At 69.8% G+C, this 17,387-nt stretch carries 15 protein-coding genes and 1 pseudogene; 13 read left to right on the plus strand and 3 right to left on the minus strand.

Annotation, left to right across the window (positions count from 1 at the left end):
- Positions 1 to 7: 7 nt before the first annotated feature.
- The 3 genes from H629_RS0102085 (at position 8) to H629_RS0102095 (ending at position 2,293) form a co-directional block, all read left to right on the plus strand.
- On the plus strand, positions 8 to 682 hold the full coding sequence (locus H629_RS0102085; protein ID WP_024355704.1) for a DivIVA domain-containing protein: 675 nt from the start codon (positions 8 to 10) through the stop codon (positions 680 to 682).
- A gap of 71 nt (positions 683 to 753) precedes the next feature.
- The gene (gene lspA / locus H629_RS13855) at positions 754 to 1,389 is read left to right on the plus strand and encodes a signal peptidase II (protein WP_024355705.1); all 636 of its coding nucleotides are present in this window, start codon (positions 754 to 756) and stop codon (positions 1,387 to 1,389) included.
- Positions 1,376 to 2,293 (plus strand): RluA family pseudouridine synthase, encoded by a 918-nt coding sequence (locus H629_RS0102095; RefSeq protein ID WP_024355706.1) that lies wholly within the window; start codon positions 1,376 to 1,378, stop codon positions 2,291 to 2,293. The genes lspA and H629_RS0102095 overlap by 14 nt, the downstream gene beginning before the upstream one ends.
- A gap of 28 nt (positions 2,294 to 2,321) precedes the next feature.
- Here the strand turns inward: H629_RS0102095 and H629_RS14385 are convergent, their stop codons facing one another.
- Positions 2,322 to 3,842, minus strand: a complete 1,521-nt coding sequence (locus H629_RS14385) for a glycosyltransferase family 2 protein (protein WP_024355707.1) — start codon at positions 3,840 to 3,842, stop codon at positions 2,322 to 2,324.
- 160 nt (positions 3,843 to 4,002) lie between these two features.
- On the opposite strand from H629_RS14385, the gene H629_RS0102105 reads away from it, so the two are divergent.
- The 4 genes from H629_RS0102105 (at position 4,003) to msrA (ending at position 10,071) form a co-directional block, all read left to right on the plus strand.
- The gene (locus H629_RS0102105; protein ID WP_024355708.1) at positions 4,003 to 5,052 is read left to right on the plus strand and encodes an acyltransferase; all 1,050 of its coding nucleotides are present in this window, start codon (positions 4,003 to 4,005) and stop codon (positions 5,050 to 5,052) included.
- Between the two features lie 112 nt (positions 5,053 to 5,164).
- Complete coding sequence (gene dnaE, locus H629_RS0102110; RefSeq protein ID WP_051137788.1) at positions 5,165 to 8,674, plus strand: DNA polymerase III subunit alpha; 3,510 nt, start codon at positions 5,165 to 5,167, stop codon at positions 8,672 to 8,674.
- Between the two features lie 24 nt (positions 8,675 to 8,698).
- On the plus strand, positions 8,699 to 9,544 hold the full coding sequence (gene nadE / locus H629_RS0102115; protein WP_024355710.1) for an ammonia-dependent NAD(+) synthetase: 846 nt from the start codon (positions 8,699 to 8,701) through the stop codon (positions 9,542 to 9,544).
- Positions 9,544 to 10,071: a peptide-methionine (S)-S-oxide reductase MsrA gene (msrA, locus tag H629_RS0102120; RefSeq protein ID WP_024355711.1), complete on the plus strand. Its 528-nt coding sequence runs from the start codon at positions 9,544 to 9,546 to the stop codon at positions 10,069 to 10,071. The genes nadE and msrA overlap by 1 nt, the downstream gene beginning before the upstream one ends.
- Positions 10,072 to 10,133: 62 nt before the next feature.
- Here the strand turns inward: msrA and ssb are convergent, their stop codons facing one another.
- A complete protein-coding gene (gene ssb, locus H629_RS0102125; protein ID WP_024355712.1) occupies positions 10,134 to 10,706 on the minus strand; it encodes a single-stranded DNA-binding protein in 573 nt (190 codons plus the stop codon).
- Positions 10,707 to 10,962: 256 nt separating this feature from the next.
- Between ssb and H629_RS0102130 the strand changes: the two genes are divergently transcribed.
- The 3 genes from H629_RS0102130 (at position 10,963) to H629_RS0102140 (ending at position 13,799) form a co-directional block, all read left to right on the plus strand.
- Entirely contained in the window at positions 10,963 to 11,466 is a 504-nt protein-coding gene (locus tag H629_RS0102130) for a DUF6993 domain-containing protein (protein ID WP_024355713.1), read from the plus strand.
- Positions 11,467 to 11,563: 97 nt separating this feature from the next.
- On the plus strand, positions 11,564 to 13,246 hold the full coding sequence (gene ettA, locus H629_RS0102135) for an energy-dependent translational throttle protein EttA (protein ID WP_024355714.1): 1,683 nt from the start codon (positions 11,564 to 11,566) through the stop codon (positions 13,244 to 13,246).
- Positions 13,191 to 13,799, plus strand: coding sequence for an acyl-CoA thioesterase (locus H629_RS0102140; RefSeq protein WP_024355715.1), 609 nt, complete (start codon positions 13,191 to 13,193; stop codon positions 13,797 to 13,799). Before ettA ends, H629_RS0102140 begins: the two co-directional genes overlap by 56 nt.
- A gap of 108 nt (positions 13,800 to 13,907) precedes the next feature.
- Here H629_RS0102140 and H629_RS0102145 read toward each other — a convergent pair whose 3' ends face one another.
- Positions 13,908 to 14,777 (minus strand): acyl-CoA thioesterase, encoded by an 870-nt coding sequence (locus tag H629_RS0102145; protein ID WP_024355716.1) that lies wholly within the window; start codon positions 14,775 to 14,777, stop codon positions 13,908 to 13,910.
- Positions 14,778 to 14,966: 189 nt separating this feature from the next.
- Here H629_RS0102145 and H629_RS0102150 point away from each other — a divergent pair, with 189 nt between their 5' ends.
- The 3 genes and pseudogenes from H629_RS0102150 to metK all read left to right on the plus strand — a co-directional run bounded on the left by H629_RS0102150 (position 14,967) and on the right by metK (position 17,385).
- Positions 14,967 to 15,614 (plus strand): DUF8185 domain-containing protein, encoded by a 648-nt coding sequence (locus H629_RS0102150; RefSeq protein ID WP_024355717.1) that lies wholly within the window; start codon positions 14,967 to 14,969, stop codon positions 15,612 to 15,614.
- An 82-nt stretch (positions 15,615 to 15,696) separates the two neighbouring features.
- Positions 15,697 to 15,933, plus strand: a pseudogene (gene rpoZ / locus H629_RS0102155) (DNA-directed RNA polymerase subunit omega); the annotation flags it as partial.
- Positions 15,934 to 16,185: 252 nt separating this feature from the next.
- Positions 16,186 to 17,385 carry a methionine adenosyltransferase gene (metK, locus tag H629_RS0102160; RefSeq protein ID WP_024355719.1) on the plus strand — a complete coding sequence of 400 codons (1,200 nt, stop codon included), beginning with the start codon at positions 16,186 to 16,188 and terminating at the stop codon, positions 17,383 to 17,385.
- Positions 17,386 to 17,387 lie beyond the last annotated feature (2 nt).

Consider the following 17,387-nt stretch of genomic DNA (forward strand, 5'->3'; position numbering starts at 1 on the left):
GTAGACGATGGCCCTGACTCCTGAAGATGTCGTGAACCAGAAGTTCACGATCACCAAGTTCCGCGACGGATACGATCTCGATCAGGTCGATGACTTCCTCGACACCATCGTCGAGGAGCTGCGCCAGCACGAGCAGGAGAAGGCCGAGCTGAACGCCCGGATCGAAGAGCTCACCGCGAAGCTCGCCGAGTGCGAAGCGCGCGAGGGCAACGCCTCCGACGACTCGGTCGACGCCTCCGAGCAGACGATCGTGGTCGACGCGCCCAAGCCCGCCGCGGCACCGGTGCCCGCCGTCGAGACCCCCGCGCCCGCGGTGAACGCGCAGCCTGACGCCGTCAAGTCGAGCGCGATGCTGCAGCTCGCACTCGAACTGCACGACAAGCATGTGCAGGAGGGCGAGAGCACCCGCGACCGCCTCATCAGCGAGGCCGAGCAGAAGCGCGATCAGATGATCGAGGACGCCGAGCGCACCGCAAAGCACCTCGTCGAAGAGGCGCAGAAGCAGCGTGCTGAGGAGCTGCGCGTGCTGGGCGAAGAGCGCGGCGACCTGCAGTTCAAGATCAAGGAGCTGCGCCAGTTCGAGTCGGAGTACCGCTCCACGCTGCGCTCGTACATCCAGTCGCAGCTGCGCGGCCTCGACGGCTCGCCCGAGCCCGCGGGCGCGCCCGACGGTCTGCAGTAGCCGGGAGCGTGAACGACGCCTCCGACGTGACGGCGAGTTCCGTCACTCCTTCGTCATCGCGACGCCGACTGGTGCCCGTGCTCCTGCTCGGCGTCGCGATCGTCGTGTTCGCCGTCGACCAGCTCTCGAAGAACTGGGTCGTCGACAACCTGCCCGAGGGGCGCACCGTGCCCGTGCTCGGCGAGTTCCTGCAGTGGCACTTCGTGCGCAACCCGGGCGCGGCCTTCTCGATGGCGAGCGGGGCGACCTGGATCTTCACGATCCTCGCCGCCGTGGTGGTCGTGGTCATCCTGTGGCAGCTGCGACGCCTGCGCTCCCTTCCCTGGGGGATCTTCCTGGGCCTGCTGCTCGGCGGTGTGCTCGGCAACCTGACGGACCGCCTCACCCGTGAGCCGGGCTTCCCCGAGGGCCACGTCATCGACTTCATCCTCACACCGTGGATGTGGCTCGGCTTCAACCCCGCCATCTACAACGTCGCCGACATCGCGATCGTCAGCAGCATGCTGCTGTTCGTGCTGATCAGCCTGCTCGGGCTGCCGATCGATGGCTCGCCCCGGGTGCGGCGCGTCTCGGAGGGCGATTCCGAAGCCGGAGCGGACGGCCAGAGCGGCGACGATGCAGCCGGCGGTGCCGACGCGGCCGCGCAGCGCAGCGAGGATTCCGGATCGGCCGAGCCGAGAGAGGGCCGCGACGATGGAGCAGCGTAGCCTGCCCGTGCCCGACGGCCTCGCCGGTGAGCGCGTCGACGCTGCGCTCGCAAAGCTGCTTGGCTTCTCGCGAAGCTTCGCAGCCGAGGTCGCGCAGAACGGCGGGGTCACCCTCGACGGGCGCCAGCTCGGCAAATCGGATCGCCTCGCCGGAGGCGGCTGGCTCGAAGTCTCCTGGCAGGAGAAGCGGGGCCCCGAGGTGGTGCCCGTGCACCTGCCCGAACTCGGCATCGTTCACGACGATGACGACATCGTGGTCGTCGACAAGCCCGCCGGTGTCGCCGCGCACCCCTCGCTCGGGTGGGACGGGCCGACCGTGCTCGGCGCGCTCGCGGGCGCCGGCTACCGCATCGCCACCTCCGGCCCCGCCGAGCGCCAGGGCATCGTGCACCGCCTCGACGCGGGCACGAGCGGGCTCATGGTGGTGGCGAAGAGCGAGCGCGCGTACAGCGAGCTCAAGCGCGCCTTCAAGGACCGCGAGGTCGACAAGATCTACCACGCCGTCGTGCAGGGGCACCCCGACCCCTTCTCCGGCACCATCGAGGGACCCATCGGCCGGCACCCGGGACACGAGTGGAAGTTCGCGGTCACCCGAGACGGCAAGCCCTCGGTGACCCACTACGAAACCCTGGAAGCGTTCCCCTACGCGACGCTGCTCGAGATCGAGCTGGAGACCGGCCGCACACACCAGATCCGCGTGCACATGGCCGCGCAGCGGCACCCCTGCGTGGGCGACGGCATGTACGGCGCCGACCCGACCCTGTCGGAGCGGCTCGGCCTCACGCGCCAGTGGCTGCACGCGATGCGGCTCGGCTTCCGGCACCCCGGCAGCGGCGAAGCCGTGCAGTTCGAGAGCCGCTACCCGGCGGACCTGCAGCACGCCCTCGACGTGCTCGCCGCCTAGCTAGCGCTCGCGGAACCCCTGCGCCGCTCTACGGGGCGGCGACCCTGAGCGTGGCGTTGCCCTGGTCGGTGGCGTAGAGCTCGGCGCCCGGGGCGATCTCGGTTCCGGATCGCGGCATCGCGCCGGCCGCCACGCGCGCGGATCCGCCGCTCAGCCCGCCCACCTCGGTGACCGTCCAGAGATCCACCCGGTCCTTCGCGAAGCGCTGCAGCAGCTCCTCGGGCAGCACGAAGCGGTAGCGCAGGGCCCCGGCGGCGTCACGGCCGGCGATGCGGCCCGGCACCGCCACCCGCCGCGCCGCCCGGCGGCCCGACAGCAGCAGCTGCGCCTGCGGCGCGCCTGACGCAATGACGTCGCCGAGGCGTCGGCTGAGACCGCGCCCGAAGTGCGAGCCCATCACCGGCCGCAGCATCCGATGCAGGCGGTCGGCGGCGCGCAGTCGCCAGCCGGCGATCCCGGCGCCCGCGAGCAGCGACCCCTCTTCGGGCGCCGGCTCCGGCGGCGCGACCGTGACGGTCAGCTCGACGCCGTGGGGGAGCGGCACGACGGCGCCCACCCGCGAGTCGTGGTCCAGCGCGGCCGCCGCGGAGATCAGCCGATCGAGGCCGGCGACGTCGCCGGTGCGGATGAGCCGCATCTTGCAGAGGTCGGTGGGGTGGGTGGTGTGCTCCTCCATCTCGATCGACACGAACTCGTCCAGGAAGCGCCGGTGCAGCTCCACCCACTCGCGCTTCCGGGCGTCGTCCATGCGCAGCCAGCGCTTCGGAGCGTAGAAGCGCAGCCCCTTGCGGCCGAAGAACTGGTGCACGAGCTGATCCGCCCGCTTCCGGTCCGGCACGCCTTCGAGCAGGATCCGGGCGATGCGGCGGCAAGAGGCGACGTAGTTCTCGGGGTCGATGCCGCGCGAGGAGATGTTGCCCCCGTCGTCGCGCAGCGCGATGAAGTAGAGCGGCTCGCGCCCGCAGAACACGATGCGGCGGGCCAGCACGTAGGCCCGGGTGACGAAGATGCCGTCTTCGAGGCGCACCCGCTCCTCGGGGAAGCGCAGTCCGTCGCGCTCGATGAGCTCGCGCCGGAACAGCTTCTGCGGCGACAGCGTCTCCATCGCGCGCGCGAGGCCGATCACGCCCTGCGGGTGCTGCCGGAACAGCTGTTGTACGCCGCGGCCGGCCACGCCCCGCATGCGCGGGATCACCACGTCGGCCTCCCGCGCCTCCGCGAGTTCGACCATCGCGCTCAAAGCGTGCGGGGCGAGCGTGTCGTCGGAGTCCATGAAGAAGACGAACTCGCCGCGGGCGCGCTCCAGGCCGCGGTTGCGGGGCGCCCCGGGCCAGCCGCTGTTCGGCTGGTGGATCACGGCGACGCGGTCGTCGAGCGCCGCGAAGCGATCCAGCTCCTCGCCCGAGCCGTCGGTCGAGCCGTCGTCGACGGCGATCACCTCGAGCCCCGCGACATCCTGCGCGAGCACCGACTCCAGCGTCTCGGTGAGATACGGCATGGAATCGTACACCGGCATCACGACGGTCACCAGCGGGGTGGAATCGGACACAGCAGCTCTCCTTGCTCGGCAACAGCGGCCACCGCGAGGCGCGCCGACCGTCACTGTATCGCCCACGGCTCGCAGGGCCCTGGGTGCCGACGCCCCGGACCGCGCCTCAGGCGCCGGGTCGGCAGCCGGGGGCGGATCCGCGCCCGCTAGCATGGGGCGGATGACAGGCGCGAACGACGGATCCGGGCGCATCCGCTATCTCGAGATGCTGCGGGCCATCGCGATCGTGGCGGTGGTGGTGCTGCACGCCGCGATCACCGAGTGGCACCAGCTGCCGCCGCAGGGCGCGCGCTGGGAGACGCTGGCCTGGATCAACAGCGCGCTGCGCTTCTGCGTGCCCGTGTTCTTCATGATCTCGGGAGCCCTGCTGCTGGATCCTGCGCGCCCCCTCAGCCTGCGCGGTCTGTGGCGGCGGCGCATCCCGCGGCTGCTCGTGGCCTTCGCCAGCTGGTCGCTGCTCTACGCCATCGTCGAGGTCTACGCGCCCGGCGGCAGCGGCGACCCCGCAGAACTGGCACGGCGATTCTTCACCGGGCACTTCCACCTGTGGTTCCTGCTCGCGCTCGCGGGGCTCTACATGGTGCTGCCGCTGCTGCGGGCGATCGTGAGGGATCCCGCGACGGGCTGGTACTTCGTGGCGCTGGCCGGGCCGTTCGCGTTCGCGTTTCCGCTGCTCGAACGGCTGCCGGTCGTGGGGGAGGTGCTGAGCGAGGTGCTCGGCACGATGCGCGTGGAGCTCGTGCTCGGATACTCGGTGTACTTCGTGCTGGGGCACCTGCTGAACCGGATGGAGCTGCGACGCGCCCAGCTCGTCTGGATCGCATCGGCGGGCGCGCTCGGGCTGCTCGGCACGGGGATCGGCACCTCGCTCGTCTCGCGGGCGGAGGGCGGCTCGGACGAACTGTTCTTCGGCTTCCTCACCCCCGGCGTCGGGCTCGCGTCGGTGGCGGTCTTCTGCCTGGCGCGGGCGCGATGGGGCGAGGCGCCGGGGCGCCTGCCGTGGCTCGCGGCTGCGCTCGCCGCGAACTCGCTCGGGATCTACCTCGTGCACCCGCTCTTCCAGCGGCTCTACCGCGAGTTCGGCCTCACCACTGAGATCGCGCCGCCGCTGCTGTCGGTGCCGCTGCTCGCCGTGCTCGTGCTGATCCCCAGTCTTGCCGTGGCGGCGCTGCTGCGGCGGATCCCGCGGGCGGGGCGCTACCTGGCGTAGCGGCGCTCGCGGGCCGGCGGTCCGCGGTACCCTGGAGGGGTCGGCGAAAGGGGCTCCATCGGTGTCTGAGAAAGACGGTTTCGTACACCTGCACGTGCACAGCGAGTACTCGATGCTCGACGGCGCGGCTCGCGTCGGGCCGCTCATGGACGCCGCCGTCGCGCAGGGCATGCCGGCCATCGCGGTCACCGACCACGGCAACACCTTCGGCGCCTTCGACTTCTGGAAGCAGGCGAAGGATCGCGGGATCAACCCGATCATCGGCATCGAGGCCTACCTCACGCCCGGCACCCACCGCTCCGACCGCACCCGCGTGCGCTGGGGCGACGGCGCGGGCGATGACGTGTCGGGCGCCGGCGCGTACACCCATATGACGATGCTCTCCGAGACGACGGAGGGCATGCACAACCTCTTCCGGTTGTCGTCGCTCGCGTCGATGCAGGGCTACTACTTCAAGCCCCGTATGGACCGCGAACTGCTGCAGACCTACGGCAAGGGGCTCATCACCACGACGGGCTGCCCCTCGGGCGAGGTGCAGACCCGCCTCCGCCTCGGCCAGTACGACGAGGCCGTGAAGGCGGCAGCGGAGTTCCAGGACATCTTCGGCAAGGAGAACTTCTTCTGCGAGCTGATGGACCACGGGCTCGACATCGAGCGGCAGGTGCAGTCCGACCTCATCAAGATCGCCCGCGACCTGAAGATCCCGCTCGTCGCCACGAACGATCTGCACTACGTGCACGAGGCCGACGCCGAGGCCCACTCGGCGCTGCTGTGCGTGCAGTCGGGATCCCGTCTCGACGACCCCAACCGCTTCCAGTTCAACGGCTCGGGCTACTACCTGAAGAGCGCCGCCGAGATGCGCCACATCTTCCGCGACTACCCCGAAGCCTGCGACAACACACTGCTCATCGCCGAGCGCTGCAGCGTCGAGTTCAACACCTCGGCGAACTACATGCCCCGCTACCCGGTCCCCGATGGCGAGACCGAGGACAGCTGGTTCGTGAAGGAGGTCGAGCGCGGCCTGCACTACCGCTACCCGAACGGCATCCCCGATGAGGTGCGCAAGCAGGCCGAGTACGAGATCGGCGTCATCACCCAGATGGGCTTCCCCGGCTACTTCCTCGTGGTCGCCGACTTCATCAACTGGTCGAAGGACAACGGCATCCGGGTGGGACCGGGCCGAGGCTCCGGCGCCGGTTCGATGGTGGCGTACGCGATGAGGATCACCGACCTCGACCCGCTGCAGCACGGCCTCATCTTCGAGCGCTTCCTCAACCCCGACCGCGTCTCGATGCCCGACTTCGACGTCGACTTCGATGATCGCCGTCGCGGCGAGGTCATCAAGTACGTCACCGAGAAGTACGGCGACGAGCGCGTTGCGCAGATCGTCACCTACGGCACCATCAAGTCGAAGCAGGCCCTGAAAGACGCCTCGCGCGTGCTCGGCTTCCCCTTCGGCATGGGTGAGAAGCTCACGAAGGCGATGCCGCCCGCCGTCATGGCGAAGGACATCCCGCTGTCGGGCATCACCGACTCGGGGCACCCCCGCTACAAGGAGGCCGCGGAGTTCCGCGCCGTGCTGCAGGAGGACCCCGACGCGAAGAAGGTCTATGAGACCGCGCTCGGGCTCGAAGGTCTGAAGCGCCAGTGGGGCGTGCACGCGGCCGGCGTGATCATGTCGAGCGATCCGCTCATCGACATCATCCCGCTGCAGAAGCGCGAGCAGGACGGCCAGATCGTCACGCAGTTCGACTACCCGACCTGCGAGGGCCTCGGCCTCATCAAGATGGACTTCCTGGGGCTGCGCAACCTCACGATCATCTCGGACGCGCTCGAGAACATCAGGCTCAACCGCGGCGAAGAGCTCGACCTCGAACGGCTCGAACTCGACGACCCCGCCTCCTACGAACTGCTCGCCCGCGGCGACACCCTCGGCGTCTTCCAGCTCGACGGCGGCCCGATGCGCGGCCTGCTGCGCCTCATGAAGCCCGACAACTTCGAGGACATCTCCGCCGTCCTCGCGCTCTACCGGCCGGGCCCCATGGGCGCCGACTCGCACACCAACTACGCGCTGCGCAAGAACGGCCTGCAGCCGATCACGCCCATCCACCCCGAACTCGAAGAGCCGCTGAAGGACATCCTCGACACCACCTACGGCCTCATCATCTACCAGGAGCAGGTGATGTCGATCGCGCAGCGGGTCGCAGGGTTCTCGCTCGGCCAGGCCGACATCCTGCGTCGCGCGATGGGCAAGAAGAAGAAGTCCGAGCTCGACAAGCAGTACGCGGGGTTCTCGGGCGGTATGAAGGAGCGGGGCTTCTCGGACGCGGCGGTCAAGGCGCTCTGGGACATCCTGCTGCCCTTCTCGGACTACGCGTTCAACAAGGCGCACTCCGCCGCCTACGGCGTGGTGAGCTACTGGACCGCCTACCTCAAGGAGCACTACCCAGGCGAGTACATGGCCGCGCTGCTCACGAGCGTCGGCGACTCGAAGGACAAGCTCGCCGTCTACCTCAACGAGTGCCGTCGCATGGGCATCAAGGTGCTGCCGCCCGCCGTGAACGAATCGTTCGCGAACTTCTCGGCGGTGGGCGACGACATCCGCTTCGGGCTCGGCGCGATCCGCAACGTGGGCACGCACGTGGTCGAGGGCATCCGCGAGGCGCGCGAGCAGAAGGGCCGCTTCGAGAGCTTCCACGACTTCTTGAAGAAGGTGCCGCTCGCGGTGCTGAACAAGCGCACCGTCGAGTCGCTCATCAAGGCGGGCGCGTTCGACGGGCTCGGGGGCACGCGCCGGGCGCTCGTCGAGATCCACGAGCCGTCGATCGAGAGCGCCGTGAAGGAGAAGCGCGACGCCGAGAACGGCAACGTGGGCTTCGACTTCGACAGCCTCTTCGCCGAGGCGGCGGAAGCCTCCGGCGACTCCGCAGATGCCGCGTCGCAGGTGCCCGACCGGCCCGAGTGGACGAAGAAGGACAAGCTCTCCTTCGAGCGCGAGATGCTCGGCCTCTACGTCTCCGATCACCCGCTGCGCGGCCTCGACGTCGCCCTCGCCAAAGAGGCGAGCGTCACGGTGCAGCAGATCACGAACCCCGAGAACAGCTCCACCTACGACGGTGAGATCGTGACCGTCGCGGGCCTGCTCACGAGCGTGCAGCACCGCACCGCCAAGTCGGGCAACCTCTACGGCATGGTCACCGTCGAGGATTTCACGGGCGAGGTGCAGGCCCTCTTCATGGGCAAGTCGTACCAGGAGTTCGGCAGCCTGCTGCAGCCCGACAGCATCGTGGCGCTGCGCGGCAAGCTGAACGCCCGCGACGACGGCATGTCGATGCACGCCTACGGCGTGAAGCCGATCGACGCCGGCGTGCAGGAGGACGCGACGGCGCTCGCGCTCACCCTGTCGGAGTCGCGCGCGACCGAACCGCTGATGGAGGAGCTGAAGTCGACCCTGAAACGGCACCCCGGCGAGAGCGAGGTTCGGCTGAGCCTGATTACGCCCCATGCGGTGCGCGTCTTCGAGCTGCGGGAGCAGGTGCGGATCACCTCCGACCTGTTCGGCGAGCTGAAGGGGCTGCTCGGCCCGCGCTGCCTGCTGCCTGTGGAGGAAGTCGTCTCGTAACACCCGCGGAGTAGGGTGGAGGACATGAGCGAGATGCAGCAGCGGATCATTCGTGAGCTCGGGGTCGAGGCCGAGATCGACGCGGCCGCCGAGGTCGAGCGCCGAGTCGCGTTCCTCGCCGACTACGCCCGCGCGGTGCCCGGCTGCCGGGGCTTCGTGCTCGGGATCTCGGGGGGCCAGGACTCGTCGCTCGCGGGTCGGCTCGCGCAGCTCGCCGTCGAGCGGCTGCGCGCGGAGGGCCGGGAGGCGGAGTTCATCGCGGTGCGCCTGCCCTACGGCGTGCAGCGCGACGAGGACGATGCGCAGCTCGCGCTGCAGTTCATCAGGCCCGATCGCACCGTCACCGTCGATATCGCGGCGGGTGTCGACGGTCTGACGGCTGCGGTCTCGGCGGGCACCGGGGAACCGGTGAGCGACTTCAACAAGGGCAATGTGAAGGCCCGCATGCGCATGGTCGCGCAGTACGCGATCGCGGGCGACCGCGGGCTGCTCGTGATCGGCACGGACCACGCCGCCGAGGCCATCACCGGCTTCTTCACGAAGTTCGGCGACGGCGCCGCCGACGTGCTGCCGCTCTCGGGGCTCACCAAGGGGCAGGGGGCGGCGCTGCTGCAGCAGCTCGAGGCTCCGGACCGGCTCTGGAAGAAGGTCCCGACCGCCGATCTGCTCGACGGCGAACCCGGCCAGTCGGACGAGTCGAGCCTCGGCGTGAGCTACCCCGAGATCGACGCCTACCTGCGCGGCGAAGCGGTGCCGTCGGGGGTTGCACAGAACCTCGAGCGCCGCTACCGCGGCACCGAGCACAAACGGCGCCTGCCGGTCGCCCCGCAGCACAGCTGGTGGAACGGCGCCGAGAGGAGCGCAGATTGATGAGCACCACGACTTTCGTTCTCGCGGGAGGCTGCTTCTGGTGCCTCGACGCCGCCTACCGCGCGCTGCGAGGCGTGACCGAGGTCGTGTCGTGCTACACGGGCGGATCGACGGTGCATCCCAGCTACGAGCAGGTCTGCACCGGCACCACCGGCCATGCGGAGGCGGTCGCCGTGACCTTCGACGAGAGCGTCATCCCCGCCGGGGTGATCCTCGACGCGTTCTTCACGATGCACGACCCCACCCAGCTGAACCGCCAAGGCGCCGACGTCGGCACGCAGTACCGCTCCGCGATGTTCCCGGCCGATGACGAGCAGCGGGCGCTCTTCGAGGACGCCCGCCGCCGCGCCGCCGCACTCTGGCCCGGCGAGGTGGTCACCACCATCGAACCGCTCGGCGAGGTCACCCCCGCCGAGGAGCACCACCAGGACTTCTTCGCGAAGAACCCCACGCAGGGGTACTGCCTCGCCGTCGCCGTGCCCAAGGTCAACAAGGTGCGCGCCGGATTCGCCGAGTACCTGCGCTGACCGCTTCGCCGCTCGTCGCTTGCGCCGGAGCAGCCGACGAGCGGCGGCGGGCTCGCGCGGCGTCACGCCGCGAGCGGCGGCACGAAGCCGTCACCGAGCAACAGCTCGTCGGCTTTCCCGGACCCGGAACCGGACTCGGACTCGGATCCGGACTCGGATCCGGATCCGGGTTCCGATCCGGGCTCGTCGTGCTCACCAGCCTCATGCTCGGCAAGATGCGGGGGATCCCCGAACCCGTTCGATGCCGCGAGCTGCGCGGCGGCCGGCGGCTCGACGGGGCGATGCTGCTTCTCGAAGCGCGACGTGCCCCAGCGCAGATCGTGCCCCAGCGCCTCGGCCTCGATCTCGACCGAGGTGCCGGACTTCTGATCGCTGTTCCACGAGCGGACGCGCAGGCGACCGTTGACGAGGACGCGGTCGCCCTTGCGGAACGAGCGATCGGCGTTCTCGGCGAGCGTTCGGAAGGCGTTGACCGTGAACCAGTTGGTCTCGCCGTCGACCCACTGATTCTGCTCGCGGTCGAAGCGTCGCTCGTTGCTCGCGATCCGGAAAGTGCAGAAGGTGATGCCGGCGGCGGTGGTGATGAGTCGGGGCGCGGTGGCGACCGTGCCGACGACGCTGAGGTGAGTGGACATGAACGACTCCGTTCGTTGGGGGCCGGGCGCCTGAAACGGCGCCCGGCCCGGGGATCGAGGGGGAGCCGACGGACCGGGCCGTGCGGGATCCGGTCCGCCTGCTCGTGTCCCAGCCTGGGCCACCGGCGCGGCCCGCGGAGGCGGATCACGGGATCTGTGGAGAAGACGCCCGAACTCGCCGGATCCGCCCGCCTGTGAGCGAAGTGCGCGGGGGCAGCCCGCGCCCGCGCGGGCCGATCCGCAATAGACTGAGCGGGTGCGTTCCCCTCTGCGTCCCCCCGCTTCTCGGGCCTCGGCTCGCCCCGCAGCCGCGCTCACCGCGCTCGCCCTGACCGCGTGCCTGCTCGCCGGCTGCTCGCTGCTCGAAGGCCCCGTGCCCGAGACCCCCGAGCGCGTGGAGCCACCGGTGCCCGAGGCCCCGCCCGTCTTCTTCCCCGAGGGCGGCGCGGCCGACAACCTGCCCTACTTCACCGAGGTGCTGCGGGCCTTCGCCGCCGGAGAGCAGCCGGTGCAGGGCGTGCCCGTGGTCGATGCGGTCGCCTCCGCCGGCTTCGACAAGGCGGCCATGCAGGTGAGCTTCGACGAGTCGAAGACCGGGCTCGCGGCCGACAGCATCTTCGTGTCGGTGAGGATCGGCGCCGACTGCCTCATCGGGCAGGTGGTCGCAGAGGATCGCGGCTTCGCCGCCGAGGCGAAGCCCGCCCTCGGACCCGCGCAGGATATCTGCCTGATCGGGAGCACCCGCGCCATCGACTGGTGACCGGGCCGGCTGCCGGGGGCGACGGGTAGAGTAGTGGCGATCCGTTTCATCCTCAGGACGCAAGGAGTTCGGGGCGCCATCGCGCCCGAGAAAGCATATGGCTGAGTACATTTACCAGATGGTGCGCGCGCGCAAGGCGCATGGCGACAAGGTGATCCTCGACGACGTGACCATGGCGTTCCTGCCGGGCGCGAAGATCGGCGTCGTCGGCCCGAACGGCGCCGGCAAGTCGACGATCCTCAAGATCATGGCGGGGCTCGACACCCCCTCGAACGGCGAGGCCATCCTCACCCCCGGCTACTCCGTCGGCATCCTCATGCAGGAGCCCGAGCTCGACGAAGACCTCACCGTGCTCGAGAACGTGCAGCAGGGCGTCGCCGACATCAAGGGCAAGCTCGACCGCTTCAACGAGATCTCCGCCGAGATGGCGAATCCCGACGCCGACTACGACACGCTGCTTCCCGAGATGGGCGAGCTGCAGGAAGCCATCGACGCCGTCGACGGCTGGGACCTCGACAACCAGCTCGAACAGGCGATGGACGCGCTGCGCTGCCCGCCCTCCGACGCGATCGTCAAGAACCTCTCCGGCGGCGAGAAGCGCCGCGTCGCGCTCTGCAAGCTCCTCCTCGAGAAGCCCGACCTGCTGCTGCTCGACGAGCCCACGAACCACCTCGACGCCGAGAGCGTGCTCTGGCTCGAGCAGCACCTCGCGAAGTACCCCGGCGCCGTCATGGCCGTCACCCACGACCGCTACTTCCTCGACCACGTCGCAACGTGGATCTGCGAGGTCGACCGCGGCCGCCTCTACCCCTACGAGGGCAACTACTCGACCTACCTCGAGCAGAAGGCCGCGCGCCTCGAAGTGCAGGGCAAGAAGGATCAGAAGCTCCAGAAGCGCCTGAAGGAAGAGCTCGAGTGGGTGCGCTCGAACACCAAGGGCCGCCAGGCGAAGTCGAAGGCCCGCCTCGCCCGCTACGAGGAGATGGCGGCGGAGGCCGAGCGCACGCGGAAGCTCGACTTCGAGGAGATCCAGATCCCCGCCGGCCCGCGCCTGGGCAACCTCGTGCTCGAGGCGAAGGATCTGAACAAGGGTTTCGACGGGCGCACGCTCATCGACGGCCTCTCGTTCTCGCTGCCGCGCAACGGCATCGTCGGCATCATCGGCCCGAACGGCGTCGGCAAGACCACCCTGTTCAAGACGATCGTCGGCATCGAGCCGCTCGACGGCGGCGAGCTGAAGATCGGCGAGACCGTGCAGCTCAGCTACGTCGATCAGACCCGCGGCGGCATCGACCCGAAGAAGACCGTCTGGGAGGTCGTCTCCGACGGGCTCGACTACATCCAGGTCGGCAAGACCGAGATCCCGTCGCGCGCCTACGTCTCGACGTTCGGCTTCAAGGGCCCGGATCAGCAGAAGCCCTCGGGTGTGCTCTCGGGCGGTGAGCGCAACCGTCTGAACCTCGCGCTCACGCTCAAGCAGGGCGGCAACCTGCTCCTCCTCGACGAGCCGACGAACGACCTCGACGTCGAAACGCTCACGAGCCTGGAGAACGCGCTGCTCGAGTTCCCCGGCTGCGCCGTCGTGATCACTCACGATCGCTGGTTCCTCGACCGCATCGCCACGCACATCCTCGCCTACGAGGGCACCGAGGAGAACCCCTCGAACTGGTACTGGTTCGAGGGCAACTTCGAGGCGTACGAGGCGAACAAGATCGAGCGCCTCGGTGCCGACGCCGCGAAGCCGTCGCGCGTCACGTACCGCAAGCTCACCCGCGACTAGCGGCCGGCTCGAGAGGCGGGTTTCGCGCGATCGATCCCCGGATCGGCGGCGAAACCCGCCTCTCGACGTATCAAGAGGAGAAAGCACGGCGCGCGCACACGTCGACCTCGAACTGCGCTGGGGCGACCAGGACGCCTACGGGCACGTCAACAACGTCGCCTACGCCCGCTACCTGGAGGAGGCGCGTGTGCGCGTCTTCTTCACCGGTGCGGCGCGTGAGCAGACCGGCATGGAGGGGTACTTCCGCGGTGACCGGCCGGACGGCCCGAAGATGCTGGTCGCCAGCCAGCAGATCGAGTTCCTGGGCGTGCTCGAGTACACCTCGCACCCGATCGTGGTCGAGCTCTGGGTGGGGAAGCTCGGCGGGTCGAGCCTCGAACTCCACTACGAGGTGCTCGACGGCTCAGCAGCCGACCGCCGGGTCGTGGCGCGGGCCATCACCACGGTCGTGATCGTCGACGGGGCCACGATGCGACCCATCCGGCTCTCGGAGGACGGGCGGGCCGCGGTCGAACCGTGGACGGACGCGCCGCTGCAGCTGCGTCGCGGCTGAGCTGCCGGGCGGCGGGTCGGGCGGCCCGCTCCGCCCGGGCAGCGGCCCGGCCCGGCCCGATCGAACCGGTCGGCGGGCCGCTGCGCGAGCGGGAGCTCGCCGCCGGTGTCAGCCCGCGTCGGGCAGGCGGATCATGCTCTCCTGCGACACGCTCGCGACGAGCCGCCCGTCGCGGTCGTAGAACCGTCCGTGCGTGAGGCCCCGGCCGCCCTGCGAGGTGGGGGAGTCGAGCTCGTAGAGCAGCCACTCGTCGACCCGGAACGGCCGGTGGAACCACATCGCGTGGTCGAGGCTCGCGGCGCGCATGCCGGGCGTCGCCCAGGGGATGCCGTGCTGCCGCGCGATCGGCTCGAGCAGCAGGTAGTCGCTCGCGAAGGCGAGCGCGGCGCACTGCAGCAGCTGTGGGGCGTCGAAGGAGTCGCGGCTGCGCATCCAGACGCGCTGGCGGTTGACCCGCTCGGCGACGTCGAGCACGACGTCGGATTCGAGGTATCGGAAGTCGAACGGGCGCCCCAGGATCCACGACGCACGACCGCTGCCGCTGAGGTGGCCGTACTTCTCCCACACGCTCGGCAGCGACTCGGGCTCGGGAAGGCCGTCGAGGCTCACGGGCTGCTGATGCTCGAGCCCCGGATCGTCCTCCTGGAAGGAGGAGATCATCGACATCAGCACCTCGCCGTCCTGGTAGGCCTGGACGCGTCGGGTCGAGAAGGATCGGCCGTCGTGCAGCCGCGCCACCTCGAAGGTCATGCGCTCCTCGCTCTCACCGGGGCGCAGGAAGTAGCCGTGCATGGAGTGCAGCAGGCGGTCGTCGGCGACCGTCGTGCCCGCGGCCGCGATCGCCTGGCCGAGCACCTGCCCTCCGAAGGACCGGCCGTGCGGAGTTGGGAAGGCGGGGCCGGTGAGGATGTCCTCTCGTGTGCGCGCGCCTGAGTCGAGCACCGAGAGCATGGCGAGCAGATCGGGGAAGGCGGTCATGGTTCCTCCTGTCGGCGGCTCCGTTGCAGAACGGATCCAGCCTATCGCTCTCGATGTCTCCTGCCGTCGATATGGGATCTGCCGACGGTATGGCGCTCGGAGCGCGGACGACCATAGCAACGGCAGATCCCATACCGACGGCTGCCGGATGATGCGCTCGAGCGCCGGTGGGCGGCTAGGCTGGGCTGGATGGCTGACACTCTTCTGCTGGCGGATCACGCGAGTCGCGATGACCTCCGCATCTTTCTCGAGCGGCTGCTGCGCGCAGGCGAGGCGGAGGTGCGGCTCACGAGCCGGGGGAGCGCGCTCGCGGTCTACGGCTGCACGCAGGCCCCGCGCGGCATCACCGATCCAGTGCCCGTGGTGCTCGTGATGCGCGCCTTCGCGCTGGCCGAGGCGCCGGCGAATCCCGTCGACGCGACGGTGCAGGCGCGAGCGCTGCTCGACCGCATCGCCCGGCTCGGGATCGTGGGCCTCGCGCTCGATGTGCCCGACGTCACCGCGATGGCGGCGTGGGCCGGGGTGCTGCCGCCGGCGACCGGTTGGGAGGCCGTGGGCATCCTCGACGCCGCTTCGCTCAGGTCCGTGGCGGAGGAGGGGATCGCCCGGGTGGGCGCCGCGCTGCCGCAGGATCCCGGCGAGGCCGTGGTGCAGCGCGTGCGCTCCTCGGTGTGGGGTGCCGAGATCGCCCCCGGCATCCCGGCGGCGGCGGCGTTCGCGGCCGAGGTCATGGGGTTCCTGCGCGACGAGGATCGGCTGCGGATCTCGCGCTCGCTGACGTGGACGCGACTCACGGCGGCGCGGGGTCACGTGCTGGTGCGCTCGCTGCTCGGCTGAGGCGATTGCCCGAGGTCCGTCGCGCCCAGCGAAAACAGCGATCCTCGGCTAAGATAGACAGGTCAACTAGAGGAGTGTGTACATGGCCAACCCCAACGGCATCATCGATCCGCCTATCGACGATCTGCTCGACAAGGTGGATTCGAAGTATGCTCTGGTGATCTTCGCCTCGCAGCGCGCCCGCCAGATCAACGACTACTACACGGATCTGCACGACGGCAATCTGTTCGACAACGTGGGTCCGCTCGTCGACTCGTCGGTCGATGACAAGCCGCTGTCGATCGCTCTGCACGAGATCGTCGAGGGCAAGATCGTCATGAACCGGCAGGCGGAGAGCACCGCCGAGATGCTCGGCGAGGTCTCGGCCGATGCGGCCGCCTCGGCCGAGCAGGCCATCGAGACGATCGACCCGGCCGACTCCGCGACCGAGTAGGCCAGATCGTAACCGGGCGACATGCCCGGGTCGATGTCAGTGGCGTCGGATAGCCTCAGCGCAGCCGCCTGAGCATCCGACGCCACTGGCATGTTCGGCGATTCCACCACTCAGCCAGCCACGAGAAGGAGGCCCACCGTGAGCCTGCGTCAGTTCACCTCCGAGTCCGTCACCGAGGGGCACCCCGACAAGATCTGCGACCGCATCTCCGACTCGATCCTCGACGCGATGCTCGAACAGGATCCCGGGGCCCGCGTGGCCGTCGAGACGCTGGTCACCACCGGCCTCGTGCACGTCGCCGGAGAGGTCTCCACCAGCGGCTACGTCGAGATCCCGCAGATCGTGCGCGACACGGTGCGCGAGATCGGGTACACGAGCTCCGAGATGGGCTTCGACGCGGCTTCGTGCGGCGTGTCGGTGTCGATCGGCCAGCAGTCGCCCGACATCGCGGGCGGCGTCGACGCCTCGCTCGAGGTGCGCAGCGGCGAGATCGCGGGCGAGGGCGACGAGCTGAGCCGCCAGGGCGCCGGCGATCAGGGCATCATGTTCGGCTTCGCCACCGACGAGACCCCCGAGCTGCACCCCCTGCCCAGCTGGATCGCGCACCGCATGGCGGAGCGGCTCACCGAGGTGCGCAAGAACGGCGAGCTGCCCGAGCTGCGCCCCGACGGCAAGACCCAGGTCACCATCGGCTACGACGGCGATCGCGCCGCCAGCGTCGAGGCCGTCGTCGTGTCCACGCAGCACCACGCGGAGATCTCGCAGGAAGCCCTGCGCGACGCGGTCGAGCGCCTCGTGATCCGTCCGGTACTCGAACGCGTCGATCTCGCGAGCGGCGACGCGCAGCTGTTCATCAACCCCGCCGGGCCCTTCGTGATCGGCGGTCCGATGGGCGACGCGGGCCTCACCGGGCGCAAGATCATCATCGACACCTACGGCGGCGCGAGCCGCCACGGCGGCGGTGCCTTCAGCGGCAAGGATCCCTCGAAGGTCGACCGCTCGGCCGCCTACGCGATGCGGTGGGTCGCGAAGCACGTGGTGCGCGCCGGCCTTGCGAAGCGAGCCGAACTGCAGGTGGCCTACGCGATCGGTCGCGCCCACCCGGTCGGTCTCTACGTCGAGACCTTCGGCACAGAGACCGTGCCGCGCGAGCGGATCGAGGCCGCGGTGCGCGAGGTGTTCGACCTGCGCCCGCTCGCGATCATCCGCGACCTCGCGCTGCTGCGACCGATCTACGCGCGCACCAGCGCCTACGGCCACTTCGGGCGCGAGCTGCCCGAGTTCACCTGGGAGGCGACCCCCCGGGTCGCTGAGCTGCGGGCCGCCGCCGGTCTGTAGGA

This window comes from Leucobacter chironomi DSM 19883 (assembly GCF_000421845.1).
GTDB lineage: Bacteria > Actinomycetota > Actinomycetes > Actinomycetales > Microbacteriaceae > Leucobacter > Leucobacter chironomi.